This window comes from Leifsonia williamsii, assembly GCF_030433685.1.
Classification (GTDB): Bacteria; Actinomycetota; Actinomycetes; order Actinomycetales; family Microbacteriaceae; genus Leifsonia; species Leifsonia williamsii.
Map to the genome: position 1 here is coordinate 2724569 of NZ_JAROCF010000001.1, position 14938 is coordinate 2739506.

General features: G+C 72.4%; 16 protein-coding genes and 1 tRNA gene. 5 read left to right on the forward strand and 12 right to left on the reverse strand.

What is annotated here, in order from left to right:
- Positions 1-7: 7 nt before the first annotated feature.
- Genes tatC through P5G50_RS12900 form a run of 8 tightly spaced genes read right to left on the reverse strand, consistent with a single transcriptional unit; the run spans position 8 to position 6213 of the window.
- Positions 8-760, reverse strand: coding sequence for a twin-arginine translocase subunit TatC (tatC, locus tag P5G50_RS12865; RefSeq protein WP_301209387.1), 753 nt, complete (start codon positions 758-760; stop codon positions 8-10).
- A 43-nt stretch (positions 761-803) separates the two neighbouring features.
- The gene (gene tatA / locus P5G50_RS12870) at positions 804-1073 is read right to left on the reverse strand and encodes a Sec-independent protein translocase subunit TatA (RefSeq protein ID WP_301208471.1); all 270 of its coding nucleotides are present in this window, start codon (positions 1071-1073) and stop codon (positions 804-806) included.
- Positions 1074-1077: 4 nt separating this feature from the next.
- Entirely contained in the window at positions 1078-1425 is a 348-nt protein-coding gene (locus P5G50_RS12875) for a hypothetical protein (protein WP_301208470.1), read from the reverse strand.
- A 10-nt stretch (positions 1426-1435) separates the two neighbouring features.
- Entirely contained in the window at positions 1436-2410 is a 975-nt protein-coding gene (locus P5G50_RS12880) for a helix-turn-helix transcriptional regulator (RefSeq protein WP_301208469.1), read from the reverse strand.
- Positions 2403-3455, reverse strand: coding sequence for a helix-turn-helix transcriptional regulator (locus tag P5G50_RS12885; protein ID WP_301208468.1), 1053 nt, complete (start codon positions 3453-3455; stop codon positions 2403-2405). The genes P5G50_RS12880 and P5G50_RS12885 overlap by 8 nt, the downstream gene beginning before the upstream one ends.
- 56 nt (positions 3456-3511) lie before the next feature.
- On the reverse strand, positions 3512-4417 hold the full coding sequence (locus P5G50_RS12890; RefSeq protein WP_301208467.1) for an FKBP-type peptidyl-prolyl cis-trans isomerase: 906 nt from the start codon (positions 4415-4417) through the stop codon (positions 3512-3514).
- A gap of 60 nt (positions 4418-4477) precedes the next feature.
- Complete coding sequence (locus P5G50_RS12895; protein WP_301208466.1) at positions 4478-5494, reverse strand: tRNA (adenine-N1)-methyltransferase; 1017 nt, start codon at positions 5492-5494, stop codon at positions 4478-4480.
- A complete protein-coding gene (locus tag P5G50_RS12900; protein WP_301208465.1) occupies positions 5491-6213 on the reverse strand; it encodes an HAD family hydrolase in 723 nt (240 codons plus the stop codon). The genes P5G50_RS12895 and P5G50_RS12900 overlap by 4 nt, the downstream gene beginning before the upstream one ends.
- Before the next feature lie 76 nt (positions 6214-6289).
- Here P5G50_RS12900 and P5G50_RS12905 point away from each other — a divergent pair, with 76 nt between their 5' ends.
- Entirely contained in the window at positions 6290-7231 is a 942-nt protein-coding gene (locus P5G50_RS12905) for a proteasome assembly chaperone family protein (protein WP_301208464.1), read from the forward strand.
- Positions 7232-7341: 110 nt separating this feature from the next.
- Here the strand turns inward: P5G50_RS12905 and mshC are convergent, their stop codons facing one another.
- The 3 genes from mshC to P5G50_RS12920 are packed head-to-tail and all read right to left on the reverse strand — an operon-like array spanning position 7342 to position 10814.
- The gene (mshC, locus tag P5G50_RS12910) at positions 7342-8583 is read right to left on the reverse strand and encodes a cysteine--1-D-myo-inosityl 2-amino-2-deoxy-alpha-D-glucopyranoside ligase (RefSeq protein WP_301208463.1); all 1242 of its coding nucleotides are present in this window, start codon (positions 8581-8583) and stop codon (positions 7342-7344) included.
- A gap of 5 nt (positions 8584-8588) precedes the next feature.
- Positions 8589-9452: an undecaprenyl-diphosphate phosphatase gene (locus P5G50_RS12915; protein ID WP_301208462.1), complete on the reverse strand. Its 864-nt coding sequence runs from the start codon at positions 9450-9452 to the stop codon at positions 8589-8591.
- A 39-nt stretch (positions 9453-9491) separates the two neighbouring features.
- Entirely contained in the window at positions 9492-10814 is a 1323-nt protein-coding gene (locus tag P5G50_RS12920) for a M20/M25/M40 family metallo-hydrolase (RefSeq protein WP_301208461.1), read from the reverse strand.
- A 134-nt stretch (positions 10815-10948) separates the two neighbouring features.
- On the opposite strand from P5G50_RS12920, the gene P5G50_RS12925 reads away from it, so the two are divergent.
- The 4 genes from P5G50_RS12925 to P5G50_RS12940 all read left to right on the forward strand — a co-directional run bounded on the left by P5G50_RS12925 (position 10949) and on the right by P5G50_RS12940 (position 14318).
- A tRNA-Leu gene (locus tag P5G50_RS12925) sits at positions 10949-11036 on the forward strand.
- 71 nt (positions 11037-11107) lie between these two features.
- Complete coding sequence (locus P5G50_RS12930; protein WP_301208460.1) at positions 11108-12067, forward strand: cation diffusion facilitator family transporter; 960 nt, start codon at positions 11108-11110, stop codon at positions 12065-12067.
- Between the two features lie 65 nt (positions 12068-12132).
- Complete coding sequence (locus P5G50_RS12935) at positions 12133-13092, forward strand: helix-turn-helix transcriptional regulator (protein ID WP_301208459.1); 960 nt, start codon at positions 12133-12135, stop codon at positions 13090-13092.
- Between the two features lie 104 nt (positions 13093-13196).
- Positions 13197-14318 (forward strand): VIT1/CCC1 transporter family protein, encoded by a 1122-nt coding sequence (locus P5G50_RS12940; RefSeq protein ID WP_301208458.1) that lies wholly within the window; start codon positions 13197-13199, stop codon positions 14316-14318.
- Here P5G50_RS12940 and P5G50_RS12945 read toward each other — a convergent pair.
- A complete protein-coding gene (locus tag P5G50_RS12945; protein ID WP_301208457.1) occupies positions 14315-14866 on the reverse strand; it encodes a DUF1707 domain-containing protein in 552 nt (183 codons plus the stop codon). The genes P5G50_RS12940 and P5G50_RS12945 overlap by 4 nt on opposite strands.
- Between the last annotated feature and the right edge of the window lie 72 nt (positions 14867-14938).

Here is a 14938-nt window from a genome sequence, read left to right on the forward strand (position 1 = left end):
GTCCAGACTATGCCGCCAGTTCGGCTTCCAGCCGGGCTTGCGCCTTGACGGCCCGTCGGTCGTGCAGCCAGGCCACCCCGTAGGCGGCGAAGTACAGCAGCACCATCGGGATGGCGAGCAGGAACATCGACAGCACGTCGGCCGCCGGAGTGGCGATCGCTGTGAAGAGGACGATCAGGATGAGCGCCCAGCGCCACGACGCGATGATCGACTTCGCGCTGAGCACGCCGACGAAGTTGAGCAGCACGAGGAACACCGGCAGGACGAACGCGATGCCGACGGCCAGCACCAGCTTGAGGATGAAGTCGAAGTAGGTCTTGGCCAGGATGATCGCGGCATCCTGCTCCGGGGCGAAGCTGGTGAGCAGGCTGACGATGTGCGGCACGAGCAGCCAGCCGACCACTCCCCCGGCGATGAACAGCGGGACGGCCGTGAAGAAGAACCCGAACGCGTACTTCAGCTCTTTGCGGGTCATCGCCGGCACGAAGAACGCCCAGATCTGGTACAGCCAGACCGGGCTGGAGATGACGGCGCCGATCGTGATGGCGACCTGCATCTTGAGGTCGAAGGCGCCGGTGATGCTGTCGTAGTTGAGCATCGCATCGCGGCCCTGCTGCTCGGCGATCGCGGTGATCGGGCCCCGCAGGGCGTTCATCACGAAGTCGGCGAGGAACCAGCCGATGACGGCGCCGACCAGGAGGGCCAGCGCGGAACGGAAGAGGCGCTTGCGAAGCTCGATGAAGTGCTCGGCGAGCGACATCCGCCCTTCGCTGTTCGTGCCTCGCTTCTTGGAGGCCACCGGGCTACTTCGGCTTGGACTCGGTGGAGCTGTCGGTGCCGGTGGGGGCGGCCGGGGCGACACCCGGCGTCGCGGTGCCCGGAGTCGTGTCGCCCGTGGTGGCCGCTGCGTTATCGCTCTTGCCGTCCTTCTTCAGCTCGTCGACCTCGCCCTTGAAGATGCGCATCGACTGGCCGATGCTCTTGGCGAGGGCCGGCAGCTTGGGCGCGCCGAACAGCAGCAGGATCACGGCGAGGATGATGAGCAGGTGCCATCCGGTGAGTCCGCCGAGCATGGGTTCACGTCCTTCGAGTCGGAATCGCGATGCGGTGAGGGTCCGCACGCACGAGAAGTTTACCGCGTAGGACCCTGGCGTCCCTGCGAGCTTGCCTTGCGCGGGCACGCTCGGTCTTCGCTTGCGTGCGCTCGGCCCCGAGATGCGTGGCGTCGGCGAAGACGGCGGGGTGGAAGTCGTCGGCGAGCTCCTCGGCCCGGCGGCTCAGCACCTCCGTCTTCTCGAACAGGGCGGAGGCCTCGTCCGCGGCGGCCATGAGCTTGCGGAACAGCCACCATGCGAAGAACCCGAGCATGCCGAGCAGACCGAGCACGAGCACGGTCCAGATGAGGAGCCACGACCACCAGGGCATGCGAGCGAGCTTAGCGGTAGCGGTCGGCGCCGGCGCGGGCCCACTCCGCGACGACGCGCCGCGCCTCGGGCGGGTCGAGCACGGTCAGCACCCCGGACAGGCCGGCGACCAGACGCTTGAGGCCGTGGAAGTGGGCGACGCGCACGCTGGTGCGCACGATCCCGTCGCGCTCATCGCGGGCGGCGCCCTCCGGGATGTAGTCCTCGATCAGCGGGATGGCCGACGCCGACACCTCGACGGTGACGAGCTGATCCTCCGGCGTCCCGGTGAACAGGGTCTCGGGGAGCTTCACGTCGCCCGGCCGGTAGGTGATCGGCTCGTCCGTGGTCACCAGTCCGTCGATCCGGTCGAGGCGGAACGTGCGGATGGCGGTGCGGAGGTGGTCCCAGCCGCGCAGGTACCAGTCCTGGTCGACCGACTCGACGCGCAGCGGGTCGACGCGGCGACGCTCCCGCTCGCCGCGCGAGCTGAGGTAGTCGAACTCCAGCTGCGTGCCCGCGATCACGGCCTCGCGGATGGTCGCGAGGGCCGCGTCGGTCTCCGAGCTGGCCACGGCGACCTGGCTGGGGGCGGCGGAGGCCCCGCGCGCGAGCTTCGCCATCAGGGAGCCGATGACGTCGCGGTCGGCGTTCTCCGGCAGCGCCGTGAGGTACTGCAGGCCCGCGATCAGCGCCGCCGCCTCGCGGGCGGAGAACCGCGGCGAGTCGTCGATCGCCACCTGGTGGGTGAGGATGATCTGGTCGTTCTCCTCGAAGTCGTCCCACGAGATGTCGAACAGGTCGCCCGGCTGGTAGGCGTTCGTCTCGCCGGGGATGCCGGACACCGCGATCAGGCGCACGGCGTCGCGCAACTGGTCCTCGTCGACGCCGAAGTGCTCCGCCGCCTCCGCCACACCGACCCGGTCGCGGTCCATCAGGTACGGCACGAGCGCGAGCAGGAAGGCGAGCTTGTCCTGCGCCTGCATCGGGCGCCTGCGCTCAGCCATGCGCGGCCTCCCGTTCGTGGTCCGGTCCATCGCCCTCGTGGGCCCGCGCCGTCGCGAGGAGGCGCTGCAGCACGTTCTCGCGCAGTGCGGGCGGCGACAGCACCAGGACCTCCGGCCCGAAGGCGGCGAGCTGGTCGGCGAGGATGTTGAGGTCGGAGAAGTTGACGGTCAGCCGGAACGAGCCGGCGCCGGCGTCCGCGGGCACGGCGTCGCCGTAGCGCTTGCGCAGCCGGGTCGCCGCGTCGGTGCCGGCGGTGACCTCGATCTCGGCGACGTTCGCCTCCCAGATGCGCTCCAGCTCCGCAAGGGCCTTGGCGGCGAAGTCGTCGCCCTCCGGCTCGAAGGTGCGCGCGGTGACCTTGACCGGGCCGACGATGCGCGAGAGCAGGAAGGTGCGCGACTCCCCCGCCTCCTGGTCGATGCCCTGCAGATGCCAGCGGCCCTGGTGCTGCACGAGCGCGAGCGGCGCCACCGTGCGCAGGCGGGACGCGCTCTCGCCGGGCTTGAGGTACGGGAACTGCACGAGCGCGTGCCGTTCGAGCGCCTGGCTGAGCGGGTCGAAGGCGCTCTCGCGCACGCGCAGCCGGGGCGCGTAGCCGACCACCGGGTCGTCGGCCTCGACGCCCAGCGAGCGCAGCTTCATGAGAGCGCGGCGCGACTCCCCCGACAGCGACCCCTCCCGCCAGACGGCGGCGGCGAGCCCGAGCAGCGTGATCTCGGCCGGAGAGAAGACGACGTCCTGCGGGAGGTCGTACGCGCCCTTCGGGATGCGGTACCGCAGCAGCTGGTTGTTGCCGGCGGCCTCCGGCGACTCGACGGTCTCGAGCGGGACGCCGAGCTCGCGGATGTCGTCCTTGTCGCGCTCGAACTGCCGCTCGAGGCTGGAGTTGTCGCCGTGCGGCGCGTAGCGCTGCCGGTAGCCCTGGACCGTCGAGAGGATCTCGCTCTTGGTCAGGCCGTTCTCGGTCGCCAGCAGGGCCAGCACGAGGCTGAACAGGCGCTCCTCGACCGGGACGCGCGACGGCGAGGACGAGGATCGGGACACCCGACCATCCTAGTGCTCCGGACGCCGCGGTCAGCGGCTCGAGGGCCTCCCTGTGATCAGCGGACGCCGAGGATGTCGACCACCCAGGCGGCGGCGGGCACGTTGCCGTTCTCGGGCGCCTCGATGACCACCTGCGAGCCGACCTTCTCGCCGACCAGCGGCTTCAGGATCTCCTGCGGCAGCGCCTGGTTGAGCTGGCTCGCGCCGGTGTCGATGGTGACGATGTCGGGCGTGCCCTGCTGCCAGGTGCTGGTGACGACGTTCTTCTGGTCCCAGCCGACGGCCGTGTAGTGCAGGACGACCTCGCTGTCCTTCTTCACCGTCGCGCCGGAGCCCGCCTTCAGGACCTCGCTGCGGACCTCCTTCGGAGCGCCGCTCTGCGACGGGATGGTCACGCCCGGCTGACCGGTCGGGGCGAGCACGACGGTCGGGAATCCGTTGGCGCTCGGGCGCACAGCGCCGTTCGCGGCCGGGAGGTACGCCTTCAGCACGTCGATGACGATGATGCCGGAGGTGCTCGCTCCGCTGCCGCCCGCGTCCTTCGGCGAGAGCACGATCGCGACGCGCGAGCCGACCGGCACGCACTGCAGGCCCTTGCTGAGGGCGGCGTTGCCGCCGCCGACCGCGAGCGGGAAGGTGTCGCCGGCCTTGTACGAGCTCTGCTGCTGCACCTCGCCGTTCTCGCCGTCGAGGATCGTGTACTGCACTTCGAGCAGCTGCCCCTTGTGCACCTGCTCGCCGGTGCCCTCGCTCACGATGGTGCGCTGCGACGTGGTGGTGTCGATCGGCGTCGGGAGGTCGAAGGTCGGCTTCTCGCCCAGCTTCCCGGTCGCCGAGATCAGGTCGGACGCGGGGCCCGCCTTCAGGGCGTCGCCGCAGTCCGCGTTGGGGTTCGACGAACATCCGGTGAGCGCGACGGCCAGGAGGCCGGCGGCCACGACGAGTGCGGTTGCTCTGCGCACGGGTCCTCTTTCGATGCGATCGGTGGGGGCGCGAGGCGCTCGGCCTCACGAGTGTTCATGCTAGTCGACGGGCGGAGCGTCCTCGTCCGCTGCGTCGTCCCGGCCCTTGGCCAGGTCGGCGCTCGCGGCGGCCTCGCGCATCCGCTTCCGGAGGCTCTTCGGGCTGGACTGGCGCTCGCCGAGGGCGCCCGGGGTCCAGGCCTCGACGTCCTCGTCGGAGTAGTCCGACTTGGAGGGGCGCCGCTTCAGCTCCGGCAGCACCGTGTCCGGCGCGAGGCGGCGGGCCGTCAGCAGGAAGCCGGTGTGCGCGATCATGCGGTGGTCGGGCCGCACGGCCAGGCCCTCCACGTGCCAGCCGCGGACCATGGTCTCGTTCGACTGCGGGTGCGTGTAGTGGCCGGTGGCGCGGATCGCCTCGGCGACGCGCGAGAGCTGGGTCACGGTAGCGACGTAGCAGAGCACGACGCCGCCCGGCTTGAGCGCCCGCGTGACGACGTCGAGCGTCTCCCACGGCGCGAGCATGTCGAGCACCACGCGGTCGACGGTGCCCGGCTCGACCGCGGCGGGCAGCGCCTCCTGCAGGTCGCCGACGGTGACGGTCCAGTTCTCGGGGTCGGCGCCGAGGAAGGTGGCGGCGTTGTCGCGGGCGACGTCGGCGAACTCCTCGCGGCGCTCGAACGAGTGGAGGCGACCCTCCGGCCCGATGGCGCGGAGCAGCCACAGCGACAGGGCGCCGGAGCCGACGCCCGCCTCCACCACGGTCGCCCCGGGGAAGATGTCGGCGAGGGCGAGGATCTGGGCGGCGTCCTTCGGGTAGACGATGGCGGCGCCGCGCGGCATCGACATGACGAAGTCGGTGAGCAGCGGGCGGAGCGCGAGGTGCTCCACGCCGGCGTTGTTGGTGACGACCGAGCCGTCGGGCAGGCCGATGATCGCGTCGTGCTCCAGCACGCCGCGGTGGCTGTGGAACAGCTTGCCGGGCACGAGCGTGATGGTGTTCATCCGGCCCTTGGGCCCGGTGAGCTGCACGCGGTCGCCCGCGCGGAAGGGGCCGGAGCTGCGGCGGGTCTCGTTCATCGGGCCTCGGCCTCCGTCGAAGCGGCGCCTCTCGCGGCGGCGACGGCGGCGATGTCGTCGGCGGTGCGGCCGGCGAGCGTGTCCCACAGGGTGTGCTCGTCCGATGTGGGAAGCGGGACGATGTGCGGCACGCCGATGGCGGCGGCGCCGGAGGCGACCGCGGCGGCCAGGCCGACCAGCGAGTCCTCGATGGCGACGGCGTCGCGCGGGTCCACGCCGAGCTGCTCGGCGGCGCGCAGGTAGGGCTCGGGATGCGGCTTCGGCTGCTCCACCTCGTCGCCGCTGACGATCAGGTCGAAGGCGTCGAACGGGATGTTCTCGACGATCTGCTCGGCCATCCGGCGCACGGACATGGTGACGAGCGCCGTACGCACGCCGCGCTCGCGCAGCTCGGAGAGCAGCTCGCGCGCCCCCGGACGCCACGGCACGCCCTCGGTGGCCAGCTTCTCCTGCACGCGGTCGGTCAGCCGGTGGACGATGTCGTCGGCGGGGAGGTCGACGCCGTGCTCCCGGAGGATCTCGGCGGACGTCCACAGGCCCTGGCCGACGAGCAGCAGGCCGTCGTCGTGCGTCCATGTGCCGCCGAAGGAGCCGACGAGCTCCTTCTCGGCGGCCATCCAGTACGGCTCGGTGTCGACGAGGGTCCCGTCCATGTCCCAGAGGACGGCGGCGGGGAGCCCGGAGGAGGCCGGCACGGCGGCGGAGGTGGGTGGTGTCACGACGGACAAGTCTATCGGGACGGTCGCGGGCCTATCCTTGAGGGATGGCGGTGACGAGAGGACGAGGTGCAGCCACGTGACTGACGCGAACGGCATCCTGAGCGGTCGCATCCTGGTGGTGGCCTTCGAAGGCTGGAACGACGCCGGAGAAGCGGCCAGCGGCGCGGTGAGGACGCTCAAGGAGCAGCTCGACGTCGCGCCCATCGCCGAGGTCGACCCCGAGCTGTACTTCGACTTCCAGTTCAACCGCCCGGTGATCACCGACGACGACGGCCGCCGTCGCCTGATCTGGCCGTCCGCCGTCATGTACGGCCCCGCGCGGCAGGGCGGCACCCCGGAGGACCTCGCCGGCGACGCCGACCTGACGGTCACCGGCGAGAACGCCGACAACATCTACCTGCTGCTCGGCACCGAGCCCTCGCGCAGCTGGCGCAGCTTCACGGCCGAGATCATGGACGTCGCGCTCGCCGCCGACATCGGCGTCATCGTCTTCCTCGGCGCGATGCTCGCCGACGTGCCGCACACCCGGCCGATCTCGGTCTTCGTCTCCAGTGAGAACGCGGGCGTGCGCGCCGAGCTCGGCGTCGAGCGCTCGACGTACGAGGGCCCTGTCGGCATCCTGAGCGCGCTCGGCGAGGGCGCGGAGGACGTCGGAATCCCCACGGTCACGATCTGGGCCTCCGTGCCGCACTACGTGCACAACGCGCCGAGCCCCAAGGCGGTGCTGGCGCTGATCGACAAGCTGGAGGAGCTGGTCGACGTGACCATCCCGCGCGGCACGCTCGTCGACGATGCGGCGGCGTGGGAGGCGGGCATCGACGCGCTCGCGGCCGACGACGAGGAGATGGCGGCGTACATCCAGCAGCTGGAGCAGGCCCGCGACACCGTCGACTCGCCGGAGGCGAGCGGCGAGGCCATCGCCCAGGAGTTCGAGCGCTACCTGCGCCGCCGCGACGGCCGGGACGGCCGCGACGGCCCCGGCACCGCACGCGGCCCCGAGGACCCGCGCCGCGGCTGACGCACGCCGGTCGAGAACTCCGGTGGTCGCCTCCGGCAACGCGGCGTGTCGCGCGTCCGTCCGGAGAACGGGGCGCGGAGCGGCCGCGACTCCGGAGTTGAGAGCGCGAGCTAGAGGCGGATGCCGAGCAGCGCGTCGATCGCGTCCGGCAGCAGCGGCGTGACCGCGGCGGGCCGCGTGGCGACCCACCGATCGATCGCCGTCAGCGCGCCGGGCGTGTCGAGGTCGTGCCGCACGGCCGCACGGAGGTGCGCGAGCGCCGTGCGCTCCCGCTCGGCGGCCTCGGCGTCGACCGCGTCGGCGCGCGTCGCCGTGGCCTCCGTCCAGCGGCGGAGCCGTTCGCTCGCGTCGTCGAGCGCGTCGTCGAACCACTCCCAGTCGTCGCGGTAGTGGTGCGCGAGCAGCGCGAGGCGGAGCGCGCGCGGGTCGACGCCCTGCTCGCGCAGCCGCGAGACGAGCACGAGGTTGCCGAGCGACTTGCTCATCTTCTCGCCCTGGTAGGCCACCATCCCCGCGTGGCTGTAGACCCGGGCGAGTGGATGCCCGCTGAGCGCCGCCGCGTGCCCCGCGCTGAGCTCGTGGTGCGGGAAGACGAGGTCGGAGCCTCCACCCTGCACCGTGAAGTCGCGGCCGAGGTGCATGAGCGCGATCACCGAGCACTCGATGTGCCAGCCCGGGCGGCCCTCCCCCGCCTCCGACGGCCACGAGGGCTCGCCGGGCCGCGCCGCGCGCCACAGCAGCGGATCGAGCGGGTCGCGCTTGCCCGCGCGGTCGGGGTCGCCGCCGCGCTCGGCCGAGAGGGCGAGCATCGTCTCTCGGTCGAGACCGCTCTCCTCGCCGAGCACCCAAGCGGTCGACGTCTGCGCGGCGGCGATGTCGAAGTACACGTCGTCCTCGACGCGGTACGCCAGATCGCGGTCGAGCAGGATGCGCGTGGCACGGCCGATCTGCTCGATCACCTCGGTGACGGCCGCGTAGTCCTCGGGCGGGAGGATGCGGAGGCTCTCCATGTCGTCCCGGAACAGCTGCACCTGCTCCTGCGCCAGCTCCCGCCAGTCGACGCCGGTCTGCGCGGCGCGCTCCAGCAGCGGGTCGTCGACGTCGGTGACGTTCTGCGCGTAGTGCACGCGGTATCCGGCGTCGAGCCAGACCCGCTGCAGCGTGTCGAATGCGAGGTAGGTGGCGGCGTGGCCGAGGTGCGTGGCGTCGTACGGCGTGATGCCGCAGACGTAGAGGCGCGCGACGTCGTCGGGTCGCGCCTCCACCAGCAGGCCGGTCGCCGTGTCGTGCAGCAGCGGTGCGATGCCGTCACCGGGGACGCGCGGGATGTCGGGACGGTTCCAGGACTGCATCCGGTTCAGGCCGCCAGCACGCCGGTGGCGAGCAGGATCATCAGCAGCACGCCGAGCGCGATGCGGTAGATGACGAACGGCAGGAAGCTGCGCCGCGAGATGTAGCCCATGAAGAACGCGATCACGAGCAGGCCGACGACGAAGGCCACGGCGGTGGCGGCGGCGGTCTCGACCGGGCCGAACACCTCCGGCGCGCACGAGCCGGCGGCCGCTGCCGCCTGCGAGCACGGCTCCTTGACGGCCTTGTAGAGCTGGTAGAGCCCGCTGCCGAACACGGCGGGGATCGCGAGGAGGAACGAGTAGCGCGCAGCGGCCCGGCGCTGGTAGCCCATGAACAGACCGGCGGTGATCGTGCCGCCCGAGCGCGAGACGCCGGGGATCAGCGCGAGCGCCTGCGCGAAGCCGAAGATGATGCCGTGACCCCAGGTGAGGTCGCGCAGCCGCCGGGTCTTGGCGCCCACCCAGTCGGCGATGCCGAGCAGGATGCCGAACACGATCAGAGTGGTGGCGACGATCCACAGCGAGCGGAAGGTCGTCTCGATCGCGTTCTGGAAGAACAGCCCGAGCACCACGATCGGCACGCTGCCGATGATGACCAGCCAGCCCATCCTGGCGTCGGGATCGTTGCGCGGGATGCGGCCGAACAGCGCCAGGAACCAGCGCGACACGATCCGCGCGATGTCGCGCCAGAAGTACAGCAGCACGGCCGCCTCGGTGCCGAGCTGGATGATCGCGGTGAACTGCGCGCCCGGGTCGGCGCCGGTGCCGAGCAGCTCTCCGACGATGCGGATGTGGGCGCTCGACGAGATCGGCAGGAACTCGGTGAGTCCCTGGACGAGCCCGAGGATGAGGGCGTTGAGGAGGTCCATGCGTCCCTTCCGGAGGTGCTTTCGGTTGGTGCGGGGACGTCAGTAGCTGCGCAGCAGGTCGCGCAGGACGGTCCTCCCGAACACTAGCGCGTCGAGCGGCACGCGCTCGTCGACGCCGTGGAACATGCCGGGGAAGTCGAGGTCGGCGGGCAGCCGCAGCGGCGCGAATCCGTAGCCGGTGATCCCCAGCTTGCTGAGCGCCTTGTTGTCCGTGCCGCCCGACAGCAGGTACGGGAGGACAGGGGCTCCGGGGTCGTGGCGGTTCAGCGTGCCGGTGATCGCGTCGATCAGCTCGCCACCGAACTCCGCCTCAAGGCCGATGTCGCGGTGCATGATCCGCACCTCCACGTCGTCGCCGACGAGCGCCTGCACCTCGGCAAGCACCGCGTCCTCGTCGCCGGGCAGCGTCCGGATGTCGACCAGGGCCTCCGCGGTGTCGGGGATGACGTTGTGCTTGTAGCCGGCGTCGAGGAGGGTCGGGTTCGTCGTCGTGCGGAGGGTCGCCGTGATGAACCCCGCGGCGGTCCCGGTCCGCAGCACGATCGCGTCCGGCCCGACCTGCTCCGGATCGACGTCGAGCAGCCGGCCGACCTCGGCGATCAGCCGGGAGGTGGTCGCGGTCAGCTGCACCGGCCACTCGCGGCGGCCGATGGCGACCACGGCCTCCGCCAGCCGTGTGATCGCGTTCTCGGCGATCAGCCGGGAGCCGTGGGCGGCCCGGCCGCGGGCGATCAGCTTGATCCAGACGAGCGACTTCTCACCGGTCTGCAGCAGGTAGGCGCGCCGGCCCTCCAGGTCGATGGAGTAGCCGCCGACCTCGCTGATGGCCTCCGTCGCGCCGGCGAACAGCTCGGGGTGGTTGTCGACGAGGTGGTGCGAGCCGCGGCGGCCGCCGTCCTCCTCATCGGCGAACAGGGCGACGACGAGATCGCGCTCGGGCTGCTCCCCCGCCCGGAGGATGTCGCCCACCGCGGACAGGATCATCGCGTCCATGTTCTTCATGTCGACCGCGCCCCTGCCCCACAGCAGGCCGTCCTTGACGACGCCGCCGAACGGGTCGACGGTCCAGTTGCGCGGGTCGGCCGGGACGACGTCGAGGTGGCCGTGGACGACCAGCGCCGGCTTGTCCGGGTTGCGGCCCTCCACCCGTGCCACGACGCTCGTGCGGCCCGGGTCGGAGTCGAACAGCTGCGGCCTCAGCCCCAGCGCGGCGAGGCGCGCCTCCACGTACTGCGCCGCCTCGGTCTCGCCGTTCGACTTGCCCTCGCCGTAGTTCGTGGTGTCGAAGCGGATCAGGTCGCGGGCGATGACGGCGGTCTCGTCGAGTTCGCTGCCGTCTGCGGTGGTGGAGGCGTCGGTCATGCCTCCACGCTAACCCGGCCGCGCGGGCCGCCGCCCCGCCACGCCCGGGATGCGCGGCCGATGTGATTCGGGGGTGCCGTTTCGTGCTAATGTCTTTCTTCGGCAGCCGGGAACACCGGAAGCCGGGATCACCTGTCCGGGTGGCGGAAATGGCAGACGCGCTAGCTTGAGGTGCTAGTGCCCGTATAGGGCGTGGGGGTTCAAGTCCCCCCTCGGACACCAGCAGCACGAAGGCCCCGATCGATACGGTCGGGGCCTTCGTCGTTCCCCCCTTCGGGCATAGTGTGACCGCCGTGGCGAAGCCTCCCTCCTCCAGCCTGTTCACCGTGCTGCTCGCGCTCGGCGCCAACGTGCTCGTCGCGGTGGCCAAGTCGGTCGCCGCGGCCCTCACCGGCTCGGCGTCGATGGTCGCCGAGGCGGCGCACTCGTGGGCGGACGCCGGCAACGAGGTGTTCCTGCTGCAGGCCGAGCGCTCCTCCGCCAAGCCGAAGGACGACCGGCACCCGGGAGGCTACGGCCGCGATTCCTACGTCTGGTCGCTGTTCGCCGCGGTCGGCCTCTTCACCGCGGGCGCCGTCGTCTCGATCATGCACGGCGTCTCGCAGCTGGGCGCGGAGGAGCCGGAGACCGACTACCTCGTCAACTACATCGTGCTCGCGCTGGCGTTCGTCTTCGAGGGGGTGTCGTTCATCCAGTCGCTGCGGCAGGCCCGGTCGGGCGCGGCGGCGCGCGGCACGGGCACCGTCGAGCACGTGCTCAGCACCTCCAACCCGACCCTGCGGGCCGTGTTCTTCGAGGACGCCGCCGCGCTCGTCGGCCTGGTCATCGCGTTCCTCGGCGTGCTGCTGCACGAGCTGACCGGCAACGCGGTGTTCGACGCGCTGGGCTCCATCCTGGTCGGCGTGCTGCTGGCGGTCGTCGCCGTGGTGCTGATCGAGCGCAACCGGCGGTTCCTGCTGGGCGAGCCGGGCTCCGCGCGGGGGCAGGAGGCCGTGCTCACCGCCCTGCTCGAGCATCCGGAGGTGCAGGCGGTCAGCTACCTGCACCTCGAGTTCGTCGGCCCCGAGCGGCTGTTCGTCGTCGCCGCGGTCGACCTGGTCGGCGACGACCGCGAGTCCGATGTCGCGGCCGACCTCGCGGCGATCGCCGACGAGCTGGAGCGGGACGTCCGGATCGTGGAGGCCGTGCTGACGCTCTCGCGCCCGGGCGCTCCGTCGCTGACGCTGCCCGAGGGGGCGACCGCGCGTCTCTAAGGCGCCCGCACAGGCGGGCGGAGTTGCGGTCACCTTCCGGCCGCATCCCGCGCCACACTGGGGGCATGGCAAGCACGGGCTCCCGCATCCTCCAGCTGCTCTCGCTGCTGCAGACCCACCGCTACTGGCCGGGACCGGAGCTCGCCGACCGGCTCGGCGTCTCGACGCGCACCCTGCGCCGTGACGTGGACCGGCTGCGCGACCTCGGCTACCCGGTCGACGCGACGCGCGGGGTCGCTGGCGGGTACCAGCTCGCGGCCGGCGCCTCCCTCCCTCCGCTCGTGGTGGACGACGAGGAGGCGGTGGCCCTCGCCGTCGGGCTGCGCACGGCCGCGCAGAGCGGCATCGCGGGGGTAGAGGACGCGTCGATCCGCGCCCTCAGCAAGGTCGTGCAGGTGATGCCGTCGCGGCTGCGCCGACGCGTCGATGCCCTCCGCGTCGCGACCCTTCCCGGCCCGGTCCGCCCCGGGCCGCTCGTCGACGCGGACACGCTCACCACGGTCGCGCAGGCCTGCCGCGACGAGGAGCGGATCACGTTCCACTACACCGCCCGCGACGGCGCCGAGACCGTGCGCACGGCGGAGCCGCACCGCCTCGTCGCGGTCGGCCGGCGCTGGTATCTCGTCGCGTACGACCTCACGCGCTTCGACTGGCGCAGCTTCCGCCTGGACCGGCTGAGCGAAGCCAAGACGACCGGGGCTCGGTTCCGTCCGCGCACCCTCCCGGCGGACGACGCGGCCGAGTACGTGCGCGCCTCCCTCGCCGGTGCCGCCGACACCATCGTGATCGAGGGCGTGGTGGAGGCTCCGCTCGCCCGTGTCGCCGAGGCGATCGGCCGCTGGGCGCAGCTCGAACCGGTGGGCGACGACCGCACCCGGGCACGCATCACCGCCGACGGCCCGGAATGGGGGCTGTTCGCGCTCGCGGCGACGGGCGCGCCCTTCCGGGTGGAGGGGCCGGAGGCGGCGGTGGCGCTCGCCGCGGACTGGGGCGAACGGTTCGCGTCGGCGGCGCGAGGCCGGTGATCGGGCCTGCAGGCAGTCGAGCCGTCACCCCGAGTGCGCTGAGCGACCTCCAGCGCCGCCCGTTCCCGGCCGCGCCGGGACCGCTCCCGTAGAATCGGGGACCGATGACGACTCCCGCCGACGCCCGCACGCCCTCCGCCGCCGACCTCCGCCGCTGGCGCCGCTACCTGGCCGACGAGCGCGCAGAGGCCGCCGTGTACCGCGACCTGGCGCAGCGCCGCAGCGGTGAGGAGCGCGAGATCCTGCTCGCCCTCGCCGAGGCCGAGCGGCGGCACGAGCAGCACTGGCTCGACCTGCTCGGCGACCAGGTGGGCCGCCCGCTGCGCGGCGACCTGCGCACCCGGCTGCTCGGCTGGCTCGCCCGCCGCTTCGGCTCGGTGTTCGTGCTCGCGCTCGCGCAGCGCGCGGAGGCCCGGTCGCCGTACGCGGCCGACGCCGACGCCACCCCGCAGATGGCCGCCGACGAGCAGGTGCACGAGGAGGTGGTGCGCGCCCTCGCCGCGCGCGGCCGGCAGCGGCTCTCCGGCACCTTCCGCGCCGCGGTCTTCGGCGCCAACGACGGCCTGGTCAGCAACCTCGCCCTCGTGCTCGGCGTGAGCGCGAGCGGTGTCGCGACGCACGTCGTCCTGCTCACCGGCATCTCGGGCCTCCTCGCCGGCGCGTTGTCGATGGGCGCCGGGGAGTACGTGTCGGTGCGGTCGCAGCGCGAGCTGCTCGACGCCTCCACGCCGAACCCCGCCACCCGGTCGGCGCTCCCCCAGCTCGACGTGGACGGCAACGAGCTGGCCCTGGTCTACCGGGCGCGCGGAATGTCGCCGGAGGAGGCCGCCACGCACGCCGCCGAGGTGCTCGGCGCGCAGCGGCCGTACACGGCGCCGATACCGGTGGCCGCGGCCCCCATCTCGGCCAGCATCGCCGCCGAGGAGGCCGAGGACGAGCACGAGGCCATCGGCAACGCCTGGGGCGCGGCGATCTCGAGCTTCTGCTTCTTCGCCTCCGGTGCGCTGATCCCGATCCTGCCGTACCTGTTCGGGCTCGGCGGTCTGACCGCGGTCATCGTGTCGGCCCTGGTCGTCGGCGTCGCGCTACTCGGCACGGGTGCGGTCGTCGGCCTGCTGTCGGGCGCGTCGCCGCTCAAGCGCGCGCTGCGCCAGCTCGCCATCGGCTACGGCGCGGCGGCCGCCACCTATCTGCTCGGACTGCTCTTCGGGACGACGATCGGCTAACGCCGGCGTTGGGCGCCGCCGACGCCGTAGACGAGCGCGCCCGCGAGCGGGATCAGCAGGAACCACAACCAGCTGAACTGGTAGCCCCAGACCATCCCGGTGAGGAAGAACAGGATCACCGCGATGAACGGCATGATCGACACGACCAGCAGCCCCCAGCGGCTGCCCGGCTGCTCGGGCTGCGGGGCGCCGTAGCCGTACGGGGCGTTCTGAGCGGGCTGGCCGTACTGCCCGCCCTGGGCGTACGACGTCTGGTCCTGCGGAGTCTGCGGGAAGGCGGCTGCCGGCTGCGCGCCTCCCGGCTGCTCCGCCGCTCCGGGGTGGTGCCCGCCCGCCGGGTCGAGGTGGAGGCCGCCGGGCAGGTCGGTGAACAGCGGAGCGAGGTCGCCGCGGGTCACCGCCGACCGTGCGGCCGCGCTGCGCGACTGGAGCTCGGCGTCGTCCAGCCTCCCGGCGGTCGCGTGCGTCTGCAGGGCCGCGACCGCGCGCTCGCGCTCGTCGTTGCTGAGGCGCAGCGAGGCGCCGGCGGGATCGCTGATGTCGGACATGACGCTCAGTATGGCAGCAGGACCGGGCGGCCCGACAGGCCGTGTTCGGGGTGCGGGAGGCGCGATGCGGGG

What these genes read in the sequence shown, in the direction of transcription:
- tatC (WP_301209387.1), bottom strand. Translation starts at nt 760, where the DNA reads ATGTCGCTCGCCGAGCACTTCATCGAGCTTCGCAAGCGCCTCTTCCGT.
- P5G50_RS12880 (WP_301208469.1), bottom strand. Translation starts at nt 2,410, where the DNA reads ATGGCTGAGCGCAGGCGCCCGATGCAGGCGCAGGACAAGCTCGCCTTC.
- P5G50_RS12940 (WP_301208458.1), top strand. Translation starts at nt 13,197, where the DNA reads ATGACGACTCCCGCCGACGCCCGCACGCCCTCCGCCGCCGACCTCCGC.
- P5G50_RS12875 (WP_301208470.1), bottom strand. Translation starts at nt 1,425, where the DNA reads ATGCCCTGGTGGTCGTGGCTCCTCATCTGGACCGTGCTCGTGCTCGGT.
- P5G50_RS12895 (WP_301208466.1), bottom strand. Translation starts at nt 5,494, where the DNA reads ATGAACGAGACCCGCCGCAGCTCCGGCCCCTTCCGCGCGGGCGACCGC.
- P5G50_RS12935 (WP_301208459.1), top strand. Translation starts at nt 12,133, where the DNA reads ATGGCAAGCACGGGCTCCCGCATCCTCCAGCTGCTCTCGCTGCTGCAG.
- P5G50_RS12920 (WP_301208461.1), bottom strand. Translation starts at nt 10,814, where the DNA reads ATGACCGACGCCTCCACCACCGCAGACGGCAGCGAACTCGACGAGACC.
- P5G50_RS12915 (WP_301208462.1), bottom strand. Translation starts at nt 9,452, where the DNA reads ATGGACCTCCTCAACGCCCTCATCCTCGGGCTCGTCCAGGGACTCACC.
- tatA (WP_301208471.1), bottom strand. Translation starts at nt 1,073, where the DNA reads ATGCTCGGCGGACTCACCGGATGGCACCTGCTCATCATCCTCGCCGTG.
- mshC (WP_301208463.1), bottom strand. Translation starts at nt 8,583, where the DNA reads ATGCAGTCCTGGAACCGTCCCGACATCCCGCGCGTCCCCGGTGACGGC.
- P5G50_RS12945 (WP_301208457.1), bottom strand. Translation starts at nt 14,866, where the DNA reads ATGTCCGACATCAGCGATCCCGCCGGCGCCTCGCTGCGCCTCAGCAAC.